Raw genomic sequence first — 21,012 nt, forward strand, 5'->3', positions numbered from 1 at the left:
CCTTTTTAGTAAGGTTATTGAGAGCTAAAATCCACTTTAAGGTAATGCTTGCTCGATCAAAGAACTCTTAACCTGAGGGTTATCATTCACAAGATCTTGCAACCAGCGAGTGTGACCTTGTTTTGCCAGTTCACGAGCAACTAATGAGGCTTCATCGGCTATCGCCATCCTAGAGACAAGAAACTGTTTCACCTCTTCTGAGAGCGGGTTCACCTTGGTCAACAACATGATGGCTTCATCTTTCAAACGCGGGTTCTTGGTCGCAGCCATAACCTGTTCAAGCGCGAACGCTTGCTTAGTATCGGCAAGACGTACCAACTCTGCTTGGCTATGGTAGTCAGCCTTCATGCGCCATAAAATCTTGTAGACTTCAGGGTCTTCACTGACCTGTGCCAGTCGAACCACCACCTCTGTTGAGGGTAACCAGCTTACAATAGAAGAATTGGTCAGTTGCTTAGTCAGATAATCAACGGCTTCAGGGGACAAACTATCAAGCTCTCTGATTAACAGCGCTTCTCGAGTCTGGGCTTGATGCTCAGGACCAGATAACCACTCTTTTAGATCGAGTTGTTGCTTCTCAGCATCTAACACAAAAACCAGTGTCTTTTGGTCTTGGCGCCATTGTTTGATTAATCGGTTAGCAATCGAAGGGTAATTAAAGGCAGGTACCGTAAACTCATAGCCATCGCCACGTTCCAATACTTGGTAAGTTGGCGTAATAGCAAGTTGCTGCTCAATGAAGATAGACATCTTAGGCGTGAGTACGACTTTTTGCTGTTCGAGCTTTTTCAAGAGTTGGTAACGAGCCACCTCTTGCTGAGGAAATGTCAGACGCTCGAGTGCGAAGCGCAGCGAATTGACTTCGTCACGTACGACAAATTCGAGTAATTCAGCAGTTTTCAGTTTTACTTGATCATTCTCAAGCCAAGACTCTACTGTAGTTGGAGACATCTCGGTGGCATAGCTCATACCGACCGGGGAAAGTAACAGTGAAGTAGACAGGAGTAATGATGACAACAGTCCATGTTGCATTTTAACTTCCTTGTAACACTTTTGGTCATTCTGCAAGCTGTCGCCACAAAATGCAAATAAAAAGCGCCACCCGAAGGCAGCGCTTTTTAATAACTATCAGCTAATCAAGACTACTGACGACGCATCGCGTCAAAGAACTCATCGTTCGTTTTAGTCATTGCTAGCTTATCGATAAGGAATTCCATTGCATCGATTTCGCCCATTGGGTGAACAATCTTACGCAGGATCCACATCTTCTGTAGTTCATCGTTCTTCGTAAGAAGCTCTTCACGACGAGTACCAGAGCGGTTGAAGTCAATCGCAGGGAATACACGCTTTTCAGCAATCTTACGGTTAAGGTGCAGTTCCATGTTACCTGTACCTTTGAATTCTTCGTAGATAACTTCATCCATCTTAGAACCAGTATCAACCAGTGCTGTTGCGATGATAGTTAAGCTACCGCCTTCTTCTACGTTACGTGCCGCACCGAAGAAACGCTTTGGACGATGTAGAGCATTCGCATCAACACCACCAGTAAGAACTTTACCTGATGAAGGAATCACAGTGTTGTAAGCACGAGCTAGACGAGTGATTGAGTCCAGTAGGATAACCACGTCTTTTTTGTGTTCAACAAGGCGCTTCGCCTTCTCGATTACCATTTCTGCTACTTGTACGTGGCGAGATGCTGGCTCATCAAAAGTCGATGCGATTACTTCGCCTTTAACTAGGCGCTGCATTTCTGTTACTTCTTCTGGACGCTCATCGATAAGTAGAACCATTAGTTCACACTCAGGATGGTTGCGTGCAATGCTTTGTGCAATATTTTGCAGAAGCATTGTTTTACCGGCTTTAGGCGGAGCAACAATCAGACCACGCTGACCTTTACCAATTGGTGAAGCAAGGTCAAGAATTCGAGCTGTGATATCTTCAGTCGCGCCGTTACCCGCTTCCATCACCATACGTTCGTTGGCGTGAAGAGGAGTCAGGTTTTCAAAAAGAATTTTGTTACGAGCGTTGTCTGGCTTGTCGTAGTTAACCGTGTTTACTTTAAGCAGTGCAAAGTAACGTTCGCCATCTTTAGGTGGACGGATTTTACCGCCAATCGAGTCACCTGTGCGAAGGTTAAAACGACGAATCTGGCTTGGTGATACGTAAATATCATCTGGTCCAGCAAGGTACGAGCTGTCGCCGCTACGCAGGAAACCAAAACCGTCTTGAAGAATTTCTAGAACACCATCACCAAAGATGTCTTCACCACTTTTTGCATGCGCTTTAAGGATGGAGAAGATAATGTCTTGTTTTCTTAGACGAGCTTGATTTTCAAGACCTAGGCTTTCGCTAAGTTTAACAAGTTCAGACACAGGTCTGTTCTTCAGTTCAGTAAGATTCATAGTGGTGGAAGTTTGTTTAGTCAAAATAGGATCTGTTTTCTTAAGTTAAGAAGGAGTTGGTCACAGGATCGACCAAGAAGAGAAATTCGTTCAATTAACGTGCGATAAATTAGCACTAAAACTAAGACTAGTCCATAGCTTAGAAAAAACAAAACCGCGCATTTGTTAACTGCGCGGTTTCTTTTCAAAGGCTCACCTAATTAAAGGTTAGCGTCTAGGAACTCTTTAAGTTGAGTTTTAGACAATGCACCAACTTTAGTTGCTGCTACGCCGCCATCTTTGAAAAGAAGTAGCGTTGGAATACCACGAATACCAAACTTTGGTGGAGTTCCAGCATTCTGGTCGATATTTAATTTACCGATAGTGAGTTTGCCTTGGTACTCGTCTGCGATTTCATCAAGAATCGGAGCAATCATTTTACATGGACCACACCATTCTGCCCAAAAATCAACAAGAACCGGGCCTGCAGCGTTGATCACATCGTTATCAAAACCGTCATCAGTTAGCTGCAAAATCTTATCACTCATCTTCCACTCCAATGTATTTTTTAGAACTGGTTGGATGATAACCAGTAAATAGATGCCCTATTGGAATGTATTTACTTTCGTATTGCAAGCTTAAGCTGATATTCTATACCAATGAAAAAGACGCATATCACAGAGCAAAAGTTCGCCGACTTGGATTTACTCCCGCAAGTCATTGAAGGATTGGAGAAAAAAGGGTTCGATTACTGTACCCCTATCCAAGCCTTGGCGCTCCCGGTACTGCTCACCGGCCAAGACATCGCAGGCCAGGCCCAAACGGGTACTGGTAAAACGCTAGCGTTTCTTACTGCTACATTCAACCACCTGCTAAAAACACCTGAGCATGAAGGCCGCAAGCCTAATCAGCCACGTGCGATTATTATGGCACCAACGCGTGAACTCGCGATTCAGATCTACAACGATGCTGACTCTCTGGTTGAAAGCACGGGTATCAAAGCAGCATTAGCTTACGGTGGCGAGAGCTACGACAAGCAGCTAGGTAAGATCGAAGAAGGCGCAGATATCTTAATTGGTACTACTGGTCGCATCATCGATTTCTACAAACAAAAGGTATTTAACCTTAACCACATTCAAGCTGTTGTTCTTGACGAAGCTGATCGCATGTTCGATCTTGGTTTCATCAAAGACATCCGCTTCTTGTTCCGTCGTATGCCAGAACCTAAAGATCGCTTGAACATGCTGTTCTCTGCGACGCTGTCTTACCGCGTACAAGAACTTGCATTCGAACACATGCACAACCCAGAGCATGTTGTTGTTGAACCTGAGCGTAAGACTGGTCACCGTATTCAAGAAGAGCTTTTCTACCCTTCTAACGAACACAAAATGGCTCTTCTACAAACGTTAATCGAAGAAGAGTGGCCAGATCGCGCAATCATCTTCGCTAACACTAAGCACAAATGTGAATCAGTTTGGGGCCACTTGGCTGCCGATGGTCACCGTGTTGGTTTGCTAACGGGTGATGTTCCTCAGAAGAAACGTGAAAAGATTCTTGAGCAATTCACTAAAGGTGATGTTGACCTGCTTGTCGCAACTGATGTTGCAGCACGTGGCCTACACATCCCTCAAGTAACACACGTATTCAACTTTGACCTACCAGACGATTGTGAAGATTACGTTCACCGTATCGGCCGTACAGGTCGAGCTGGTGAAAGCGGTCACTCGATCAGCTTTGCTTGTGAAGATTACGCAATCAACTTGCCACCAATCGAAGAATACATTGAGCACGCTATTCCAATGTCTGACTACGATGCTTCTGCACTACTGGAAGATCTGCCAGCACCAATGCGCTTACGTACACGTAACCCGCAACAACGTCGCTCAAACAACAATGGTCCACGCAACGGTAACCGTAAACCAAACCAGAACCGTCGCCCACGCCAACCGCGTCATAACAAGGAAGCTTAGTCGCTTATGAGTCAAACAGTGTCACCCCCGCTTTACGCTGCAATCGACCTCGGGTCGAACAGTTTTCATATGCTCGTTGTGCGTCATATCGATGGCAGCGTTCAAACCATGGCTAAGATTAAGCGCAAAGTGCGTTTAGCTGCAGGCTTAAATGAAAATAATGCGCTTAGTACAGAAGCTATGCAGCGCGGCTGGGACTGTTTGAGTCTCTTTGCAGAGCGATTGCAAGATATTCCAAAAGAAAATATCCGCATTGTCGGTACCGCTACCCTGCGTACAGCGACTAATGTGGATATCTTTCTAGAGAAAGCGAACCAGATACTCGGTTACGACATCAATGTTATCTCTGGTGAAGAAGAAGCTGCGACTATCTATAAAGGCGTAGCACACACTTCTGGTGGCAGCGGCCGCCGACTAGTGGTTGATATTGGTGGCGCAAGTACCGAGATGATCATCGGTGAAGGTTTCTCTGCCAAAGCCTTAACCAGCCTAAAGATGGGTTGCGTTACTTGGCTTGAACGCCACTTTAAAGATCGCCAATTAACCGCAACCAACTTTGACAACGCCATTGAAGCGGCTAAGTCTACGTTGGCTCCTATTCTTGATAGCTACACTGATATCGGATGGGATGTGTGTGTGGGTGCAAGTGGTACTGTTCAAGCACTGCAAGAAATCATGTTGGCGCAAGGCATGGATGAAGTGATTACTCATGCCAAACTTAAGCGTCTACAAAAACAAGCGATGATTACAGAGCGCTTAGAAGAGCTAGAAATAGAAGGCTTAACCCTTGAACGTGCATTAGTGTTCCCAAGTGGTCTTTCTATTCTTATCGCGATTTTTGAGCTGCTTGAAATTGATTCAATGACACTCGCTGGCGGCGCACTACGTGAAGGCCTAGCCTACGAGATGGTTGACGAACTACGCCAAGAAGATATCCGTGCACGTACCGTGACAAGCGTTCAATCTCGCTACCAAATGGACGTGAACTACGGTGAACAAGTGGCTGTACTAGCACAAACGTTGTTTGAACAAGCAGGAGCCGAAACTTGGGTTTCAGAGCCTCAAGCTAGCGTATTGTTGCAAACTGCCGCGAAGCTTCATGAAATCGGTTTAACCATTGATTTCAAAAAAGGCGGTGAGCACAGCGCTTACTTGCTACAGAACTTAGACTTGCCAGGCTTTACCCGAGCTCAAAAGCACTATTTGGGTGAGTTAGCTCGTCGCTACCGTGAGCAATTAACCTCACTACCAGAGCAACACGCCGTTTCTGGTACGAGCAGCAAACGTATTTTACGTATTCTGCGTTTAGCTATTTTGCTTACCCATCGTCGTACTCCTGAACTTGAACCTAAAGTTCAACTGACGACAGAAGGCGACAACCTGACACTTACGATCTCCAAGCAATGGCTGCAAGACAACCCTCTCACAGCCGCAGAGCTAGAAATCGAATCCAATAGACAAACTGATATTGGTTGGCCACTCGTTATCGCTGAGCAATAACGCTTCGCTGCATAATTGGCCCATAAGTAAGTAGCCCACAAGCATTCAAATCTAAAAAGCTCTCAACCTTGAGAGCTTTTTTTCGTCAATAACAAACCAGTGCGACTTCATTTACCGTTTCAAATACTAAACCTGTCACGTACATCTCAAAATCCACTAGATAATTACAACAAATTCATTACATTATGTAATAGAGTTAATAGGTGGCGATAAACACAGGGAGTGTTGTTGGTATGCAGGAGAAGGATATGCTGGAGAAGAACTCGTGCTTTAGTGTTGATGAGTGGCTATTCATACCCAATGAAGGTCAGATTCTGTTTGCCAACAAAACGGTCACGATCGATAAGCGATTAACCAAGCTACTGGAGTTCCTTTGCCTTAATCCTGGGCAAACCCATACCCGAGACGAACTCATCGATAACGTCTGGAGCGGTATGATTCTCACCGATCAAGCCGTGTTTGAACTCCGCAAAGTTCTCAAGCAGAACTCGGAACAACACAATAGCTACATAATTACCGTACCGAAACGTGGCTATAAGTTCGAAGCCGATGTTATCCAAAGCAAAATCGAAACCGAACAAGCCGCCGAGCCAATCAGTATCGACAATAGCGCACAATCCTCACCATCAGCCGCTGTGCCTACTCCTGAAATACCAACAAAAGAAACCAAACCGAACAAACGAAACCTGATGATTGGTTTATTGCTTGGCACCATTGTTGTTTTAGAATCTGGCTATATTCTCTACTCCGCCTCGAACAAGGCTGGCAGTATAGACAGCCCCCCAACAACACAACTCCGACATTATGAGTTTCGTTATGTCGTTTTGGAGATCAGCGATGATGTTAGAAACGATCCGGTACTTTACGGCACCGTCACTAAGTTCATTGAATATGTAAGCGCGTACAGTGGTATTCGCATTGTACACAGTGAACCCTTACAGAAGATTGCTGCGATCAAGCTGACCTTCGGCACAAGCCCGAGTCGAGACGGTAAACATACTCGACTCACGATGCGTTATCACAACAACATATCGGATAGATCGCACCTCAACCGTCGTTACCCAACAGAACTGCCAGAGCTTCATCACACGCTTTATCGCATGGTAGATGACGTCTTAGATTCGCTGTACATCAAAGTACCCAAGGAAGAGATTACAGAAAGTATTAGCCAACTGCCGACAGAACCCGAAGCTCTCAAGTACACACTCAGCGGCTTAGGTGTTTTGTATAACCGAGCAGAACTGCCAATGGTGATGGATTACTTCGAAAAAGCACAGGAACTAGACCCTAGTAATGACTTTGTGTTCGTGGCGAACTACATCGGTAAGATAATGAATACCTTTTACGCTTCATCAGGCAGTAAAAAGCAGGCCATCGCCCAACTGAACCAAGATGCGAAGCCTAGGCTAGAGCGCTTATTGGCTGAAGGTAAGTTGGCGCGCGCCTATGATGCCAACGCCATCATCGCCCTTTCTGAAGACGACCCAGAAAAAGCGATGAAGATATTATTGTCGATGCCACCACAAAACCAATCAATACTGACCTATTTGTTGCTCGCGAAGGCTGAAGAGTCTCGTGGTAATGCCAGTGCTGCGAAAGAGCTCTACATCAAAGCGACTCAAGGCAACTCTTCGCTTAAAGCAATACAACTGGCCTCGCCTCTCTTCTTCGACAGTAACCTCGAGCCCCTTCTAAAAGAGCTCGAATAAAACACTCACCGTTATCGATCATTTCTTGGTTGATAACACACGGTTTTGGAGGAAATCAAGCTCTGTATCAGATAGAAACTGTGCCTCAACCAATCGCTCACTAGGTTCAGTGCTCAATAGGCGTTGTTCTTTGTTTAGCTGTCGATCCAACAAGATGTGGCAAACCTCTAAAGTTAAACCAAAGGCCAATGCAACGTACAAATAGCTTTTGTCCACATGTAACCCATACCCTTCAACCAGTAGCAACCCACCCAACAAAATCAGAAACAGCAACGCCAATAGCTTTAAGCCAGGGTAAGTCGTAATTGTTATTTGAATTTTCTCGGCAACCACTAACATGATGATGGCCGATATCACGATCGCCGCAATAATAATCTCTACGTCATGCACCAATGCAACGGCAGTAATTACAGAGTCGAACGAAAACACCGCATCAATTGCGATAATCTGCAACACGATCATCGTGACACTGGTTTCGATTGCGCCTTTTTGTTTTTTCTCTTGAGCCACCAACCAACTCAAGAGCTCTTTAAAGCTCTTAATCAGTAAGAAGCCACCACCAAAAATTAAGATTAAATCTTTGCCCGACAGCCCTTTATCAAAAACCGAGACCAAAGGCTCAGTTAACGACATAAGCCAGGTAACAGAGAACACCAGCCCAATACGAGAGAGCACAGCTAAGCCGATGCCAAGGTTACGAATACGACTTCTGAGCCTGACAGGTAGCTTCTCGACCAAAATGGAAATGAAGATAATATTGTCGACACCGAGAATAACTTCGAGGAGCAATAGAGTGCTGAATGAAGCAAGATAATCAACGTACATGACAACCTCTTCTTCTGGTGATGTTCAACCAAGCCATCGAAGCCAAGGGCTCAACCATCAACCAAAAAAGTATGAGTTGAGCAATAAATAGAGTCAGCATTTCTATGAAGGCTCCACATTGTTGCGAGCACCTAAAATGCCATCTAAATAGCCTTGCTTTCTTAGCTTCATAAAGCAGAACACAGCCAGTTTTAAAGTAATCAGTATCATCAGTAATCGAACTAAATAGTTAATGGCCAGCCATTCTACAAATTGGCCAAGCCACTTCATCACCAAAGCGTCACCTATAGATAAAAATGATATAACAAAAATATAAGGTTATTAAAATTAGCCAGTTACATGGACAACACGACCAATCAGGCTCTATTTTCACCATTAGGAATTGCAGAAAGAGTAAGGAGAATAAAAAGGTAATGGTTTAATGATGTATTGAAAGGCTAAGCCCTGAATAATGGCGCTTCAATTATTCAGAGGTCCTTATGCCAAGTTATATCGATATTATTTTTACGACGTTGAAGCAGTATGATTTGTTGCTCGCCCTGCTGTTCATTTTCATCTACTGGTTACTCAAACACTCGACTGAAAAGGCCATCATCACCTTAGCTCAAAAGAAGACTGTCGACGCAACGCGTACCGCGTTTATCAATCGCTGTTTTAGCATTATTTACTTTGGGTTCTTATTTGCGACGTATTTGATTGTCAGTGGCATCGGTTACGGCAACTTTTCGATTTTTATCTCTTCGGTGTTTACCGTCATAGGCGTAGGTTTTATTGCTCAGTGGTCAATTTTAAGCAACATCACCGCCAGCTTTCTGATCTTCTTTGTGTTTCCTTATCGCATTGGAGACTCGATCATTGTGTCGGATGGCGACGGCATTGAAGGAACGATATTGGACATAAAGATGTTTCACACACTTATCCGACATCCTGAAGGAAACCTCATTACTTACCCGAACTCGCTATTGCTGCAAAAAAGCGTCACTAAAGTCTCTAGCAAGAATTTGAAATATGCGGCATCAACGCCCAAGAGAACGGTGAAAGATGAAGGTGTTGATATCGAGAGTATTGTTGAAGTTAAAGCGTGAGGTGATCAGGGATAAGGATAAGGATAAGGATAAGGATAAGGATAAGGATTTTACCGCGGTTACTCTCAAGCAGAGAAGAGTAACCGCGTGTTTCATTAGTACTGCCTTACTAGAAGCCCTTTTTATAAGGACTAGGTCTTAGCAGATTAGGCGTTAACGCCCGTTGCTTTGAAGTCCGGGTTCACAGCGGTTAGCTTCTTCACCACGTAATTTAGAAGTACACCGTACATTGGCACAAACAGACCTAAGCTGATGATAAGCTTGAATCCGTAATCAACTAACGCAATTTCAGTCCAGTGCTCAGCCATGAATGGATCTGGGCTTTGGTAGAAAGCAATCGCAAAGAACGCAATGGTATCGATAGCATTACCGAATAGCGTTGAACACGTTGGGGCTACCCACCACTGTTTAAGCTGACGCAGACGGTTGAAAACATGCACATCTAAGATCTGACCAAGCAGATAAGCCATAAAACTTGCTGCAGCGATACGTGCAACAAACAAGTTGAACTCACCGAGTTGGCTAAAGCCTTGGAATGAACCTTCAAAGAACACCACAGACAATAAATAAGAAACGGCCAGTGCAGGCAACATCACTAAGAAAATGATTTTACGAGCAAGCTGCGCGCCAAAGATGCGTACGGTCAGATCGGTCGCTAAGAAGATAAATGGGAATGTGAAAGCACCCCAAGTGGTGTGCATACCGAAGACGGTAAAAGGGAGCTGAACCAAATAATTGCTTGATGCAATAATGATCAAATGGAACAAAACTAATAGTGCTAGGGCTTTGCGCTGTTGCGCAGGGGTAAAGTTACTCATGCTGTACCTTTTTAGTTTGGTTTGGGGGTGAGGGAACCCAAATCGAGTCATTTCTTCGAATAATCCAAGAAAGCTCTTACCAATAATGTGAATTAAAAATGTTTCTATAATTTGCTCTATTGAGCGGCGGGCGATTATACATTAATCAATATTAGCTGCAACGGTGAGAACAGACGCAATCGTTTATCCTCACTTTTATTGGTGAATGGCGTTAGAAATCAAGTTTTAAAAGCCGGTTTAAAAGCTACGTTTTAGAAGCGATGCTTAAAATCAAAAACCACGCTTGAAGTTAAAAACCGCGCTTAAAAAGGGTCGCGAGATAATCAAACTCTTCTCGGCTTTCTTCAGCGTTCAACGACTCAAACCAGATTGACTCACTGTAATGTTCAGACTTTAAGAACATTCGACAGTCTTCAAAATCAATCAACCAAGAGTGCATGTCAGCGTCCCATTGTTTTTCAACCACAGAAGCGGACAGCAATACCACCAGCTTTTCACCTAACACTTCGTAAGAATCAAAATCAAAACTTGGAGACGTAATCAATAAACGTCCTTCTTCAGCCAAATACTCTCTTAAGCCAAATTCTGTTGGTGTTGTCATGTCCCTATCAACCTTATTCTTTTTCTATGAGCTAATTGTTTTTATAAGCTAAACACTTCTGAAAACTAGCAATCAGCCAATTAGCCGTGTGTGGTGATGTGTTCTTGAATCAAATCTAAAAATGGATCAGCGTACTTATCGAGTTTACGCTGACCAACACCGTTTACTGCCAGCATCTCGCCATAAGATGTGGGTAGGATTTCGGCCATATCAATCAGAGTCGCATCACTGAAGACCACATAAGGTGGCAAACCATCTTCATCAGCGATCGATTTACGCAGCTTACGCAGTTTGGCAAACAGCTTCTTATCGTAGTTCTTGCTGCTTAGCTTATCGGACTTAGCATTACGAACTGCGGTATCTAAACGAGGTACAGCCAGCTCCAAAGACATCTCACCACGCAGTAACGGGCGGGCTTCTTCGGTTAACTGTAATGTCGAATTACGGGTGATGTTCTGGAACAACAAACCCTTGTGAATCAACTGACGGAAGATACTGATCCAGTAATCATGGCTGTGGTCGCGGCCGATACCGTAAGTAGACAACTTATCGTGACCATTATCGCGCACACGGATGTTCTGCATGCCACGCATTACTTCGACCACGTAGCCCATACCAAATGACTGATTAACGCGGTACACGCAAGACAACGCCTTCTGCGCCTCTTGGGTCGCATCAAAGTGTTTCGGTGGATCTAAGCAGATATCGCAGTTACCACATTGCTTCTCGCGATATTCACCAAAGTAGTTCAACAGAACCTGACGACGACAGGTTTGCGCTTCAGCAAAGGCACTCATCGCGTTCAGTTTGTGCATCTCAACTTGTTTTTGCGGGCCTTCTTCTTTCTCATCCAGCATACGACGCAGCCAACCCATATCAGCAGGGTCAAACAACATCATTGCTTCCGCTGGTAAGCCATCACGACCCGCACGGCCTGTCTCTTGATAGTAAGATTCGATATTACGTGGAATATCAAAGTGCACCACAAAGCGTACATTGGGTTTATTGATGCCCATACCAAATGCCACGGTCGCCACAACGATCTGAATATCATCACGTTGGAAAGCTTCTTGAACGTAAGCACGTTCGTCGGTGTCCATGCCGGCATGGTAACCCGCTGCGCGAATACCGTTATTGCACAGCTTCTCGGTCACCATTTCCACTTTCTTACGGCTACCACAATAGATGATGCCACAATTGCCTTTCTGTGTTTCTAGGTAGCGAACCACCTGAGACACGGGCTTATGCTTCTCAACTAGGTTGTAGCGAATATTAGGGCGATCGAAGCTGCCTAAGTAAGTGTGCGGTTCCACCAGCTGCAAACGCGAGATTATATCTTTGCGCGTCGCATCATCGGCAGTAGCGGTTAGCGCCATATAAGGCACATGTGGGAAATATTGTTTAAGCTGGCCTAGCAAAGCATATTCAGGACGGAAATCGTGTCCCCACTGAGAGATACAGTGCGCCTCATCCACCGCAATCATCGAAAGCGGCAAGCCTTGCAAGCGCTCGATGAAGTCACGCATCAACACACGCTCTGGCGAAGCATAAACCATCTTCAATTGGCCTGAGTTCATGCGGTTGAACACGCTCAACAATTGATCGCGTGGCATCGATGAGTTGATGCACTCAGCCGCCACACCATTGGCTTTCAACTGGTCAACTTGGTCTTTCATTAAAGAAATGAGCGGTGAGATAACCAAAGTCAGCCCATCACGCACTAAAGCCGGGATCTGGTAACACAGAGATTTACCACCACCGGTTGGCATAATCACCAAGCTGTCTTTGCCTTCAACGGCTAGGTCTATGACCTCTTGCTGACCATCACGAAAGCTTTGATAACCAAAGACATCTTGTAAGATATCTTGCGCATCATTCGCGGGAGTTGGTGTTTGCTCAGCAATCAGAGTGGCGGTCATTGTGGTTCCTAATCAAGGTATAAAGTCAGCGTGCAGCATTGGCAAGCAAGGCGCACATTGTAGAGGGGAACGCTGGCGAATTAAACCGCAAATTGTTAGGTGAAAAGGGTTAACGCTCCTATACTGACCAACTCTCTTTATAAATCTTATTAATAAGCACTCAGTGCTAGAGAAAGTTACATGACACAAGACGAACAACAACGTACGCGACAGGGAATTTTGCTTGCCGTTGCCGCTTACACCATGTGGGGAATCGCTCCCATATATTTCAAATCTTTAAGTGAAGTATCCCCATTTGAGATTCTTAGCCACCGTGTAGTATGGTCTTTTTTCCTACTCGCTTTTCTACTGCACATGAGTCGTGGCTGGCGTAAGGTTCGAGACACCCTCACCTCCAAGCCAAAAATGCTTTATTTAGTCGCCACTTCGATTTTAGTGGGCGCCAACTGGCTTATTTTCATTTGGGCGGTGAACTCCAATCACATGCTCGATGCCAGCTTAGGCTATTACATCAACCCGTTGATCAACGTCTTACTCGGGATGTTCTTCCTTGGCGAACGCTTACGCAAGCTTCAATGGTTTGCCGTTAGTCTTGCTGCAATTGGCGTGATCATTCAATTGATCGCGTTTGGCTCTGTGCCGATCGTTGCTATTGCCCTAGCCTTCAGCTTTGGTTTCTATGGCTTGTTACGTAAAAAGGTTAGCTTGGAAGCTCAAACTGGCTTATTCATTGAAACGCTGGTGATGCTGCCTATCGCCGCAACGTACTTGTTGTTTATCGCAGACAGCGCAACGTCAGACTTCTCGATGAACCCAATGCAGCTCAATCTATTACTGGTTGCAGCCGGTGTGATCACCACGGTTCCATTGCTTTGTTTTACTGGCGCAGCAACTCGCTTGAAGCTATCTACACTCGGCTTCTTCCAGTACATAGGTCCAAGCTTGATGTTCTTGCTCGCGGTTCTTATTTACGGCGAAGCGTTTACCAGCGACAAAGCGATTACCTTCGCCTTTATCTGGGGTGCCTTGGTGGTATTTAGCTTTGACGGCCTGCGTAACAACAAAAAGAACAAACGAGCGAAACAGTAGCACTGATCGTTTTTTACAAGACAATTTCTAGATACGAATATAAGCTTGGTTGAATTGATGATAATTTGACCAAGCTTTTTTATGCCATGGATAAAGTCCACTACTACTCGACACCTAGCCAAGATATCAGCCTGATCCAAGCTCAATACCAAGAGTTTGCCTTTCAGCGCCACTATCATTTGGACTTCCACATCGGCCTAATCACTCAGGGTCAGCAAAAGTTTGTCTATAAAGGGACAAGCTACCACGCTGGCGCAGGACAAGTAGTGATGATGCCACCTGATGAACTGCATGACGGCCACTCAAAGCTAGAATCTGGCTATCAAGTCAGTGTCTTTGCTGTCTCCCCACAATGGCTGGGCGATCTTGCCGATCACGGTAAAAATGGTCGCGCTTTGAGCTTTTCCGAGTTGATCCTCTCCGATCAAGCGACTTTTTTACAATTGCGTAACCTACACGGACTGCTTATCAACCCAAACATCAGTCAACTTGCTCAAGATTGCCTGCCATTCGAAGGTTTTTCGACGATTGTTGATCGTTACGCGCAATTTGGATCGAAAACAGAGGTGCAGCTTGGTACCCAATCGATGTATACGCTCAAAGACTATTTGATGGCAAACCTCGACCAACCGGTACGACTCGAACAGCTCTCTGAACTGTGCGATCTCACCACCACTCAGTTTCAACGCCACTTTAAGAACAAGATGGGCATCACGCCTTATGCTTGGTTGAGTCGTTTACGAATGGAGCAAGGTATGCGACTGATTAAGTCAGGCATTGGCGGGACAGAGGTGGCTCATCAAGTTGGGTTTTACGATCAAGCCCATTTCTCGAAGGCATTTAAGACCGCATTTGGCGTTTCTCCCTCGAAAATTAACTAGATGTTGATAATTTACAATTGGCTGGTTTGAAATCGCGGTAAGCTGCGCTCAACAACACAATCAAACAGAACAATCGAGTTACTGGAACAGATATGAATGAAGTCACCATCTTAGTCACCCTTGCCTCTATCCACTTTATCGCCTTGATGAGCCCAGGCCCTGACTTTGCGCTCGTCGTACAAAATGCAACACGTCACGGACGCCAGACCGGCTTGTACATTGCGCTTGGTTTATCTTGCGGGATCTTGCTGCACTCACTGCTCAGCCTGACGGGCATCAGTTACCTCGTCCACCAGCAACCGACTCTATTTGCGATCATGCAGTTGGCAGGCGGCAGCTACTTGTTGTACCTCGGTTTTGGTGCATTAAAAGCCACGTGGCAGATCATCCAACATCATGACGATGACTCAGAGGTCGTTAACTCAAAGGATCTGATTCTCACCAACAAACGTGATGCATTTTCTAAAGGGTTTATGACTAATATTCTCAACCCTAAGGCTTTGGTATTCTTTGTTAGTTTAATGTCGAGCTTAGTCCCTGCTGATATGTCACTGTCAGGCAAAGGCTTTGCCCTAATCATTCTATTTGGCCTATCACTCTTTTGGTTCTCACTGTTGGCGTGGATGCTTTCAACCAAAGCACTGCAGAAAAAACTGCATGAAGCGACCGTTTACATCGATGCTTTGTGTGGCGCGGTATTCACCATTATCGGCTTAAGTATTCTTTGGCAGTCGCTGTCTGGTTTAATCGCTTAAATTCGAATCAATATTACAATTCGTTAACAACGCACTGGCTATCTTATCTTTCCACTGCCAATCTAGCTCTGCATATTAAAAGGAGAAGATCATGCAGTGGAAAACAAAACTAACAACCCTCGCCACTTCTACCCTACTTTTTGCCTCTCACGTCAGTTGGGCAAATCAAGCTGCCGATTCCGTCGCACCCGAACAAAGTAGTGGTTTAGAAACCAAACAACTCGTTAAAGCCAATGATTGGATGGTCACCGCAGCCAACCCATTAGCAACACAAGCTGGTGCTGATGTGCTTGCTCGTGGTGGTAACGCTATTGATGCCATGGTTGCCGTGCAGCTTATGCTTGGCTTAGTTGAGCCTCAGTCATCAGGTATTGGTGGTGGCGCGTTCCTTGTTTATTTTGATGGCAAGGACAAGCAACTCAAAACCTACGATGGTCGTGAAACGGCGCCACTAGATGCCACACCACGTCTGTTCCAAGACGAAAACGGCCAACCGCTTAAGTTTTATGATGCCGTTGTTGGCGGTCGCTCCGTTGCGACACCAGGTACGGTGCAATTGCTATGGGATACTCATCAGAAATACGGCAAGTTAGAGTGGGCATCACTGATCAAGCCCATTGCTCAACTCGCTGAAAGCGGTTTTACCATCAGCCCACGCTTAGCGACCTTGATCGAAAACGACCAAGAACGTCTAAGCCGCTTTGCCACGACCAAAGCCTACTTCTTTAATGCCGATGGCAGCCCGAAAACCGCAGGTACTCAACTTAAGAACCCAGAATACGCGGCCACGTTAAACGCTATCTCAAAGGATGGCGCTAAAGCTTTCTATCAAAGCGAAATTTCTGCCGACATCATTAATACTGTGCAGACTGCCAAAGGTAATCCTGGCGTATTGGCACAGAAAGATTTCGACGCGTATTCAATTAAGCAACGTGAGCCAGTTTGTTCTGCTTATGAGAGTTACGATGTATGTGGAATGGGACCACCAAGTTCAGGTGCATTAACCGTTGGGCAAATCTTAGCGATGACCGAGCAGTTTGATCTTAAATCATGGGGGCCAAACGACGCAAAATCTTGGCAAGTGTTAGCAGACGCTTCTCGTTTAGCCTTTGCTGACCGTGGTATGTACATGGCAGACCAAGATTACGTGCCAATGCCAACCCAAGGGTTAGTGAATACTGACTATTTGCAGGAACGTGCTCAGTTAATTACCGCAGGTAAGGCATTAGACAGTGCATCATCAGGTACCCCACCGTGGGATCACGCCATGCTGCGCAGTCAAGATGTTTCTATTGAATTGCCGTCCACCAGCCACTTCAATATTGTTGATAGCGATGGCAATGTCGTGTCGATGACCACCACCATTGAGAATGCCTTTGGCTCACGCTTGATGGTTAGAGGTTTCCTACTCAACAACGAACTAACGGACTTCTCATTCAAGACCCACAACGATGGTAAACCTATCGCCAACCGACTTGAACCGGGCAAGCGCCCACGTTCTTCAATGGCACCCACCATCATCATGCAAGACGATAAACCTTACATGGCGATTGGCTCTCCCGGTGGCAGCCGTATCATCGGTTATGTAGCACAAGCAATCATTGCGCACACCCAATGGGACATGGATATTCAGCAAGCCATCAACCAACCGCACTTCCTAAACCGTTTCGGTACCTTAGATTTGGAAAAAGGAACATCGGCGGAAAACTTCAAACCTGAGCTAGAAAAGATGGGATTTGAGGTTAACGTTCGCGATCTTAACTCAGGTTTACACGCGATTCGCATCACAAAAGATGGTCTAGAAGGTGCAGCAGACCCTCGCCGTGAAGGTGCTGCGATTGGCCAATAGGGAATAATCCTCCCTTTTTACTCGCGGCCTTGTGCGAGATCTCTCACAAGGCAGTGAGTAAATATCGATATTTGATGACGAAATTAGTCACCTACACATCGTAACTAATTGAAATAAAAAGATACGTACATTTATCATTCAAATAATTATATAGAAATTCGCTTATGCACCATTGCTGATAAATAAGGAATCGGTAATATGAATGGTGTCGGAAGGATGCTGACACGGAACAGGAAACGCCAAGGATTTGGTTATCTTCAGGATGAAGATTCGATTACTCAGGATGAATAATCGGCATGGATAGCGAAATGGACATTGAATGGACGCAATAGTAACTAGGATGGTTGCTACTAAGGAAAGACAATGGACACCTCTGGACGAGGAAAGGACTGAACATCAGGATGATGTAAAGGACACCGCTAGGAAGGCGACGAAAGGAATACGCTGAGGGATAACAGCACACTATCATGGATTTGATGCATGGAGCACACTTAGTAGCCGGATTGCTGCGAGTAAGACTATAGACCCCGATGAGCGCAAGCTCTCGGGGTTTTTCTTTATCTGTCGTCCCACCTTTTCTTCCCCTAAAACAAATAAATCAAAGACCTTTGATTACAATTCTGACATTTAAACCATTCACTTCTTAACCACTTCCGAGTAACGTAAGTCGAACTAGGCTCAACTAGCTTCATAACCATAATAAAACTAAGGACAAATTCATGTCACACGTTACCTTCAAAGGCGCTGCTGTACCGCTAACAGGCACATTCCCACAAACTGGCGAACAAGCACCAAGCTTTGCACTGACTGCAGGCGATCTTTCTGAACTGACTCTTGCTTCTCTTGAAGGCAAGAAAGTAGTTCTAAACATCTTCCCAAGCATCGACACAGCAACTTGTGCGACAAGCGTACGCACGTTCAACGCAAAAGCGGCAGAGCTTGAGAACACGGTTGTTGTTTGTATTTCTGCTGATCTACCGTTTGCTGCGGGTCGCTTCTGCGAACTAGAAGGCATTGAGGGCGTTCAACACGCTTCAACTTTCCGTTCTCCTGCTTTCGCATCAGACTACGGTGTGGCGATTGCTGAAGGCCCACTAGCAAGTCTAACAACACGTGCAGTTGTCGTTGTTGATGAAAAAGGTGTGGTAACACACAGCGAGTTAGTTGCAGAGATCACTGAAGAGCCAAACTACGAAGCGGCACTTGCATCACTGTAAGTCTCACTTTGAGACAGCAATGTCTTCAGCTTGTATTAACCTAATTTAGGTCGGTACAGAGCAATAAAAAGAGCAGCCATTGGCTGCTCTTTTGGTTTTTAATAATAAACGATGTTTAGATGCCGAAGTAGCAGATTAAAGCTGCTCAAGTCGAGCGTAAGCCGTTACTAACCACTTGATGCCTTCACCGTTAAACGCGACTTGAACTCGACTCTGTGGGCCACTGCCCTCGAAGTTGATGATGGTACCTTCACCAAACTTAGGGTGCTTAACGCGAGAACCCAAGCTAAAGCCTGTTTCGTTAAAGTTCTCTTTCACGGCGGTTTGGCTAAAGCGGCCACTGCTTGCAGGGCGGCTCACTTGTGCTTTCATACGAACTTCATCCAGACAGGTTTCTGGAAGTTCACGAATAAAGCGTGATGGTTTGTGGTACTTGTCCTGACCGTACAAACGACGCATCTCAGCGTAAGTGATGTAAAGCTTCTCCATCGCACGAGTCATGCCTACGTAACACAGACGACGTTCTTCTTCTAAACGTCCCGCTTCTTCTGCAGACATCTGGCTTGGGAACATGCCTTCTTCAACGCCAACCATGAATACCATTGGGAACTCTAGGCCTTTGGCACTGTGCAGAGTCATGAGCTGAACCGCATCATCAAACTCATCAGCCTGACCTTCACCCGCTTCCAAAGCCGCATGAGTTAAGAATGCTGTTAGCATGCTCATTTCATCTGCTTCTTCTGGTTTTTCAAACTGACGCGTTGCCGTTACCAATTCTTCCAAGTTCTCAATTCGAGCCTTCGATTTCTCGCCTTTCTCTTGCTCGTACATCGCAAACAAGCCCGACGATTTGATCACGTGGTCGGTTTGCTCATGAAGTCTCAGTTCTATGGTGTCATCTTCAAGTGCATTGATAAGCTCAATAAAGCGGCTCAAAGCACCTGCAGCACGGCCTGGTAACACTTGCTCTTCTATCAGAGCAACACTGGCTTCCCACATAGTTGCACCACGATCACGCGCTGCAAGACGAATCGTTTCTAGGGTTTTATCGCCCAAGCCACGCGTTGGCGTATTGACGACACGTTCAAACGCCGCATCATTGCTGCGGTTACTCATTAAACGCAGGTAGCTCAAGGCATCTCTGATTTCCTGACGCTCGAAGAATCGCATGCCGCCGTAGATTCGGTAAGGTAGACCACCTTGAATCAAAGCTTCTTCAAGAACACGAGACTGGGCGTTATTACGATAAAGCATCGCGGTATCTTCTAGCGCACCGCCTTTCTCTTGCCACTCTTTGATTTTGCTGACTGTGAAACGCGCTTCATCTAACTCGTTATAAGCCGAGTAAACAGAGATTGGCTCACCATCGTTGCCATCGGTCCACAGCTCTTTACCCATACGCTCGGTGTTGTTCGAGATAAGCTCGTTCGACGCCTGCAGAATGGTTTTGGTTGAACGGTAGTTTTGTTCGAGTCGAACCGTTGAAGCACCTGGGAATTCATCCAAGAACTTCTGAATATTTTCAATTTTCGCACCACGCCAACCATAGATAGATTGGTCATCATCACCCACGATCATCACACGACAATCCGGGCCTGCCATCATACGTAGCCAAGCGTATTGGATGTTGTTGGTATCTTGAAATTCGTCGACAAGAATGTGCTTAAAGCGAGCTTGGTAGTGCTCGCGGATGTGTTTCTTATCGCGCAATAGTTCATGTGATCTCAACAAGATCTCAGCAAAGTCGACCAAGCCAGCACGATCACATGCCTCTTGGTAAGCAGAGTAAATCTTTAACCACGTTTGAGTTATTGGATCATGGTAGGCGTCAATGTGACTTGGGCGTAACCCTTCGTCTTTCTTACCATTGATCCACCAAGAAGCTTGCTTGGCTGGCCACTGCTTTTCATCAAGGTTTTGCGCCTTGATTAAGCGACGTAGTAAGCGAATCTGATCATCTGAATCAATGATCTGGAAGTCTTCTGGCAGTTTTGCATCTAGGTAGTGAGCACGAAGAATGCGGTGACAAATACCGTGGAAGGTGCCGTTCCACATGCCTGACGAGCTGCCCATCATCAACTCTTCAATACGACCACGCATCTCTGCTGCCGCTTTGTTGGTGAAGGTAACCGACATGATAGAGAACGGTGATGCTTGCTCTACGCTTTGTAACCAAGCGATACGATGCACCAACACTCGCGTTTTACCACTGCCAGCACCTGCCAGAATAAGTAGGTTTTCTAAAGGTGCTGCGACCGCCTCACGTTGTTTGTCGTTTAGGCCATCGAGTAAAAGCGAAGGATCTATCATTGGATATGCTCACTACTGGGTATTTATACATAAAAGTCGATTATAACCTAAACACTAGGCTGCGTTTAGGATAATAAGAAGAAAAAATAATCAAAAATTAACA

General features: G+C 45.5%; 18 protein-coding genes. 9 read left to right on the top strand and 9 right to left on the bottom strand.

What is annotated here, in order from left to right:
* Nucleotides 1–36 precede the first annotated feature (36 nt).
* The 3 genes from QUF19_RS16610 to trxA all read right to left on the bottom strand — a co-directional run bounded on the left by QUF19_RS16610 (nucleotide 37) and on the right by trxA (nucleotide 2,929).
* Nucleotides 37–1,032, bottom strand: a complete 996-nt coding sequence (locus tag QUF19_RS16610; RefSeq protein ID WP_286295098.1) for a hypothetical protein — start codon at nucleotides 1,030–1,032, stop codon at nucleotides 37–39.
* A gap of 110 nt (nucleotides 1,033–1,142) precedes the next feature.
* Nucleotides 1,143–2,402, bottom strand: coding sequence for a transcription termination factor Rho (rho, locus tag QUF19_RS16615; RefSeq protein WP_010440702.1), 1,260 nt, complete (start codon nucleotides 2,400–2,402; stop codon nucleotides 1,143–1,145).
* A gap of 200 nt (nucleotides 2,403–2,602) precedes the next feature.
* The gene (gene trxA / locus QUF19_RS16620; protein ID WP_286295100.1) at nucleotides 2,603–2,929 is read right to left on the bottom strand and encodes a thioredoxin TrxA; all 327 of its coding nucleotides are present in this window, start codon (nucleotides 2,927–2,929) and stop codon (nucleotides 2,603–2,605) included.
* 111 nt (nucleotides 2,930–3,040) lie between these two features.
* Between trxA and rhlB the strand changes: the two genes are divergently transcribed.
* From rhlB to QUF19_RS16635, 3 genes are all read left to right on the top strand, one after another.
* On the top strand, nucleotides 3,041–4,351 hold the full coding sequence (rhlB, locus tag QUF19_RS16625; RefSeq protein ID WP_004736636.1) for an ATP-dependent RNA helicase RhlB: 1,311 nt from the start codon (nucleotides 3,041–3,043) through the stop codon (nucleotides 4,349–4,351).
* 6 nt (nucleotides 4,352–4,357) lie between these two features.
* Nucleotides 4,358–5,851: a guanosine-5'-triphosphate,3'-diphosphate diphosphatase gene (gppA, locus tag QUF19_RS16630; protein WP_286295103.1), complete on the top strand. Its 1,494-nt coding sequence runs from the start codon at nucleotides 4,358–4,360 to the stop codon at nucleotides 5,849–5,851.
* Between the two features lie 248 nt (nucleotides 5,852–6,099).
* Nucleotides 6,100–7,560: a winged helix-turn-helix domain-containing protein gene (locus QUF19_RS16635; protein WP_286295104.1), complete on the top strand. Its 1,461-nt coding sequence runs from the start codon at nucleotides 6,100–6,102 to the stop codon at nucleotides 7,558–7,560.
* A gap of 18 nt (nucleotides 7,561–7,578) precedes the next feature.
* On the opposite strand, the gene QUF19_RS16640 is transcribed toward QUF19_RS16635, so the two are convergent.
* Both QUF19_RS16640 and QUF19_RS16645 read right to left on the bottom strand, forming a co-directional pair.
* Entirely contained in the window at nucleotides 7,579–8,385 is an 807-nt protein-coding gene (locus tag QUF19_RS16640) for a TerC family protein (RefSeq protein ID WP_286295106.1), read from the bottom strand.
* A gap of 102 nt (nucleotides 8,386–8,487) precedes the next feature.
* Entirely contained in the window at nucleotides 8,488–8,658 is a 171-nt protein-coding gene (locus QUF19_RS16645; protein WP_286295108.1) for a hypothetical protein, read from the bottom strand.
* A gap of 206 nt (nucleotides 8,659–8,864) precedes the next feature.
* Between QUF19_RS16645 and QUF19_RS16650 the strand changes: the two genes are divergently transcribed.
* Nucleotides 8,865–9,470: a mechanosensitive ion channel domain-containing protein gene (locus QUF19_RS16650; protein ID WP_286295109.1), complete on the top strand. Its 606-nt coding sequence runs from the start codon at nucleotides 8,865–8,867 to the stop codon at nucleotides 9,468–9,470.
* Between the two features lie 146 nt (nucleotides 9,471–9,616).
* On the opposite strand, the gene QUF19_RS16655 is transcribed toward QUF19_RS16650, so the two are convergent.
* The 3 genes from QUF19_RS16655 to recQ all read right to left on the bottom strand — a co-directional run bounded on the left by QUF19_RS16655 (nucleotide 9,617) and on the right by recQ (nucleotide 12,808).
* Nucleotides 9,617–10,288 (bottom strand): 7-cyano-7-deazaguanine/7-aminomethyl-7-deazaguanine transporter, encoded by a 672-nt coding sequence (locus QUF19_RS16655; RefSeq protein WP_102435288.1) that lies wholly within the window; start codon nucleotides 10,286–10,288, stop codon nucleotides 9,617–9,619.
* Nucleotides 10,289–10,577: 289 nt separating this feature from the next.
* Nucleotides 10,578–10,889 (bottom strand): DUF3630 family protein, encoded by a 312-nt coding sequence (locus QUF19_RS16660; protein WP_286295110.1) that lies wholly within the window; start codon nucleotides 10,887–10,889, stop codon nucleotides 10,578–10,580.
* A gap of 80 nt (nucleotides 10,890–10,969) precedes the next feature.
* Nucleotides 10,970–12,808 carry an ATP-dependent DNA helicase RecQ gene (gene recQ, locus QUF19_RS16665; RefSeq protein ID WP_009848191.1) on the bottom strand — a complete coding sequence of 613 codons (1,839 nt, stop codon included), beginning with the start codon at nucleotides 12,806–12,808 and terminating at the stop codon, nucleotides 10,970–10,972.
* A 180-nt stretch (nucleotides 12,809–12,988) separates the two neighbouring features.
* Here recQ and rarD point away from each other — a divergent pair, with 180 nt between their 5' ends.
* The 5 genes from rarD to tpx all read left to right on the top strand — a co-directional run bounded on the left by rarD (nucleotide 12,989) and on the right by tpx (nucleotide 18,599).
* Nucleotides 12,989–13,897, top strand: coding sequence for an EamA family transporter RarD (gene rarD, locus QUF19_RS16670; protein WP_065205770.1), 909 nt, complete (start codon nucleotides 12,989–12,991; stop codon nucleotides 13,895–13,897).
* Between the two features lie 86 nt (nucleotides 13,898–13,983).
* Nucleotides 13,984–14,778: a helix-turn-helix transcriptional regulator gene (locus QUF19_RS16675; protein ID WP_286295115.1), complete on the top strand. Its 795-nt coding sequence runs from the start codon at nucleotides 13,984–13,986 to the stop codon at nucleotides 14,776–14,778.
* A gap of 92 nt (nucleotides 14,779–14,870) precedes the next feature.
* The gene (locus tag QUF19_RS16680) at nucleotides 14,871–15,533 is read left to right on the top strand and encodes a LysE family translocator (protein WP_017107389.1); all 663 of its coding nucleotides are present in this window, start codon (nucleotides 14,871–14,873) and stop codon (nucleotides 15,531–15,533) included.
* 91 nt (nucleotides 15,534–15,624) lie between these two features.
* Nucleotides 15,625–17,382 (top strand): gamma-glutamyltransferase, encoded by a 1,758-nt coding sequence (ggt, locus tag QUF19_RS16685; protein WP_286295117.1) that lies wholly within the window; start codon nucleotides 15,625–15,627, stop codon nucleotides 17,380–17,382.
* A gap of 719 nt (nucleotides 17,383–18,101) precedes the next feature.
* On the top strand, nucleotides 18,102–18,599 hold the full coding sequence (gene tpx / locus QUF19_RS16690; RefSeq protein WP_286295118.1) for a thiol peroxidase: 498 nt from the start codon (nucleotides 18,102–18,104) through the stop codon (nucleotides 18,597–18,599).
* Nucleotides 18,600–18,734: 135 nt separating this feature from the next.
* On the opposite strand, the gene uvrD is transcribed toward tpx, so the two are convergent.
* Nucleotides 18,735–20,909, bottom strand: coding sequence for a DNA helicase II (uvrD, locus tag QUF19_RS16695; RefSeq protein ID WP_009848185.1), 2,175 nt, complete (start codon nucleotides 20,907–20,909; stop codon nucleotides 18,735–18,737).
* Nucleotides 20,910–21,012 lie beyond the last annotated feature (103 nt).

Origin of the sequence: Vibrio sp. FE10 (assembly GCF_030297155.1) — a bacterium.
Taxonomy (GTDB): Bacteria; Pseudomonadota; Gammaproteobacteria; order Enterobacterales; family Vibrionaceae; genus Vibrio; species Vibrio apostichopi.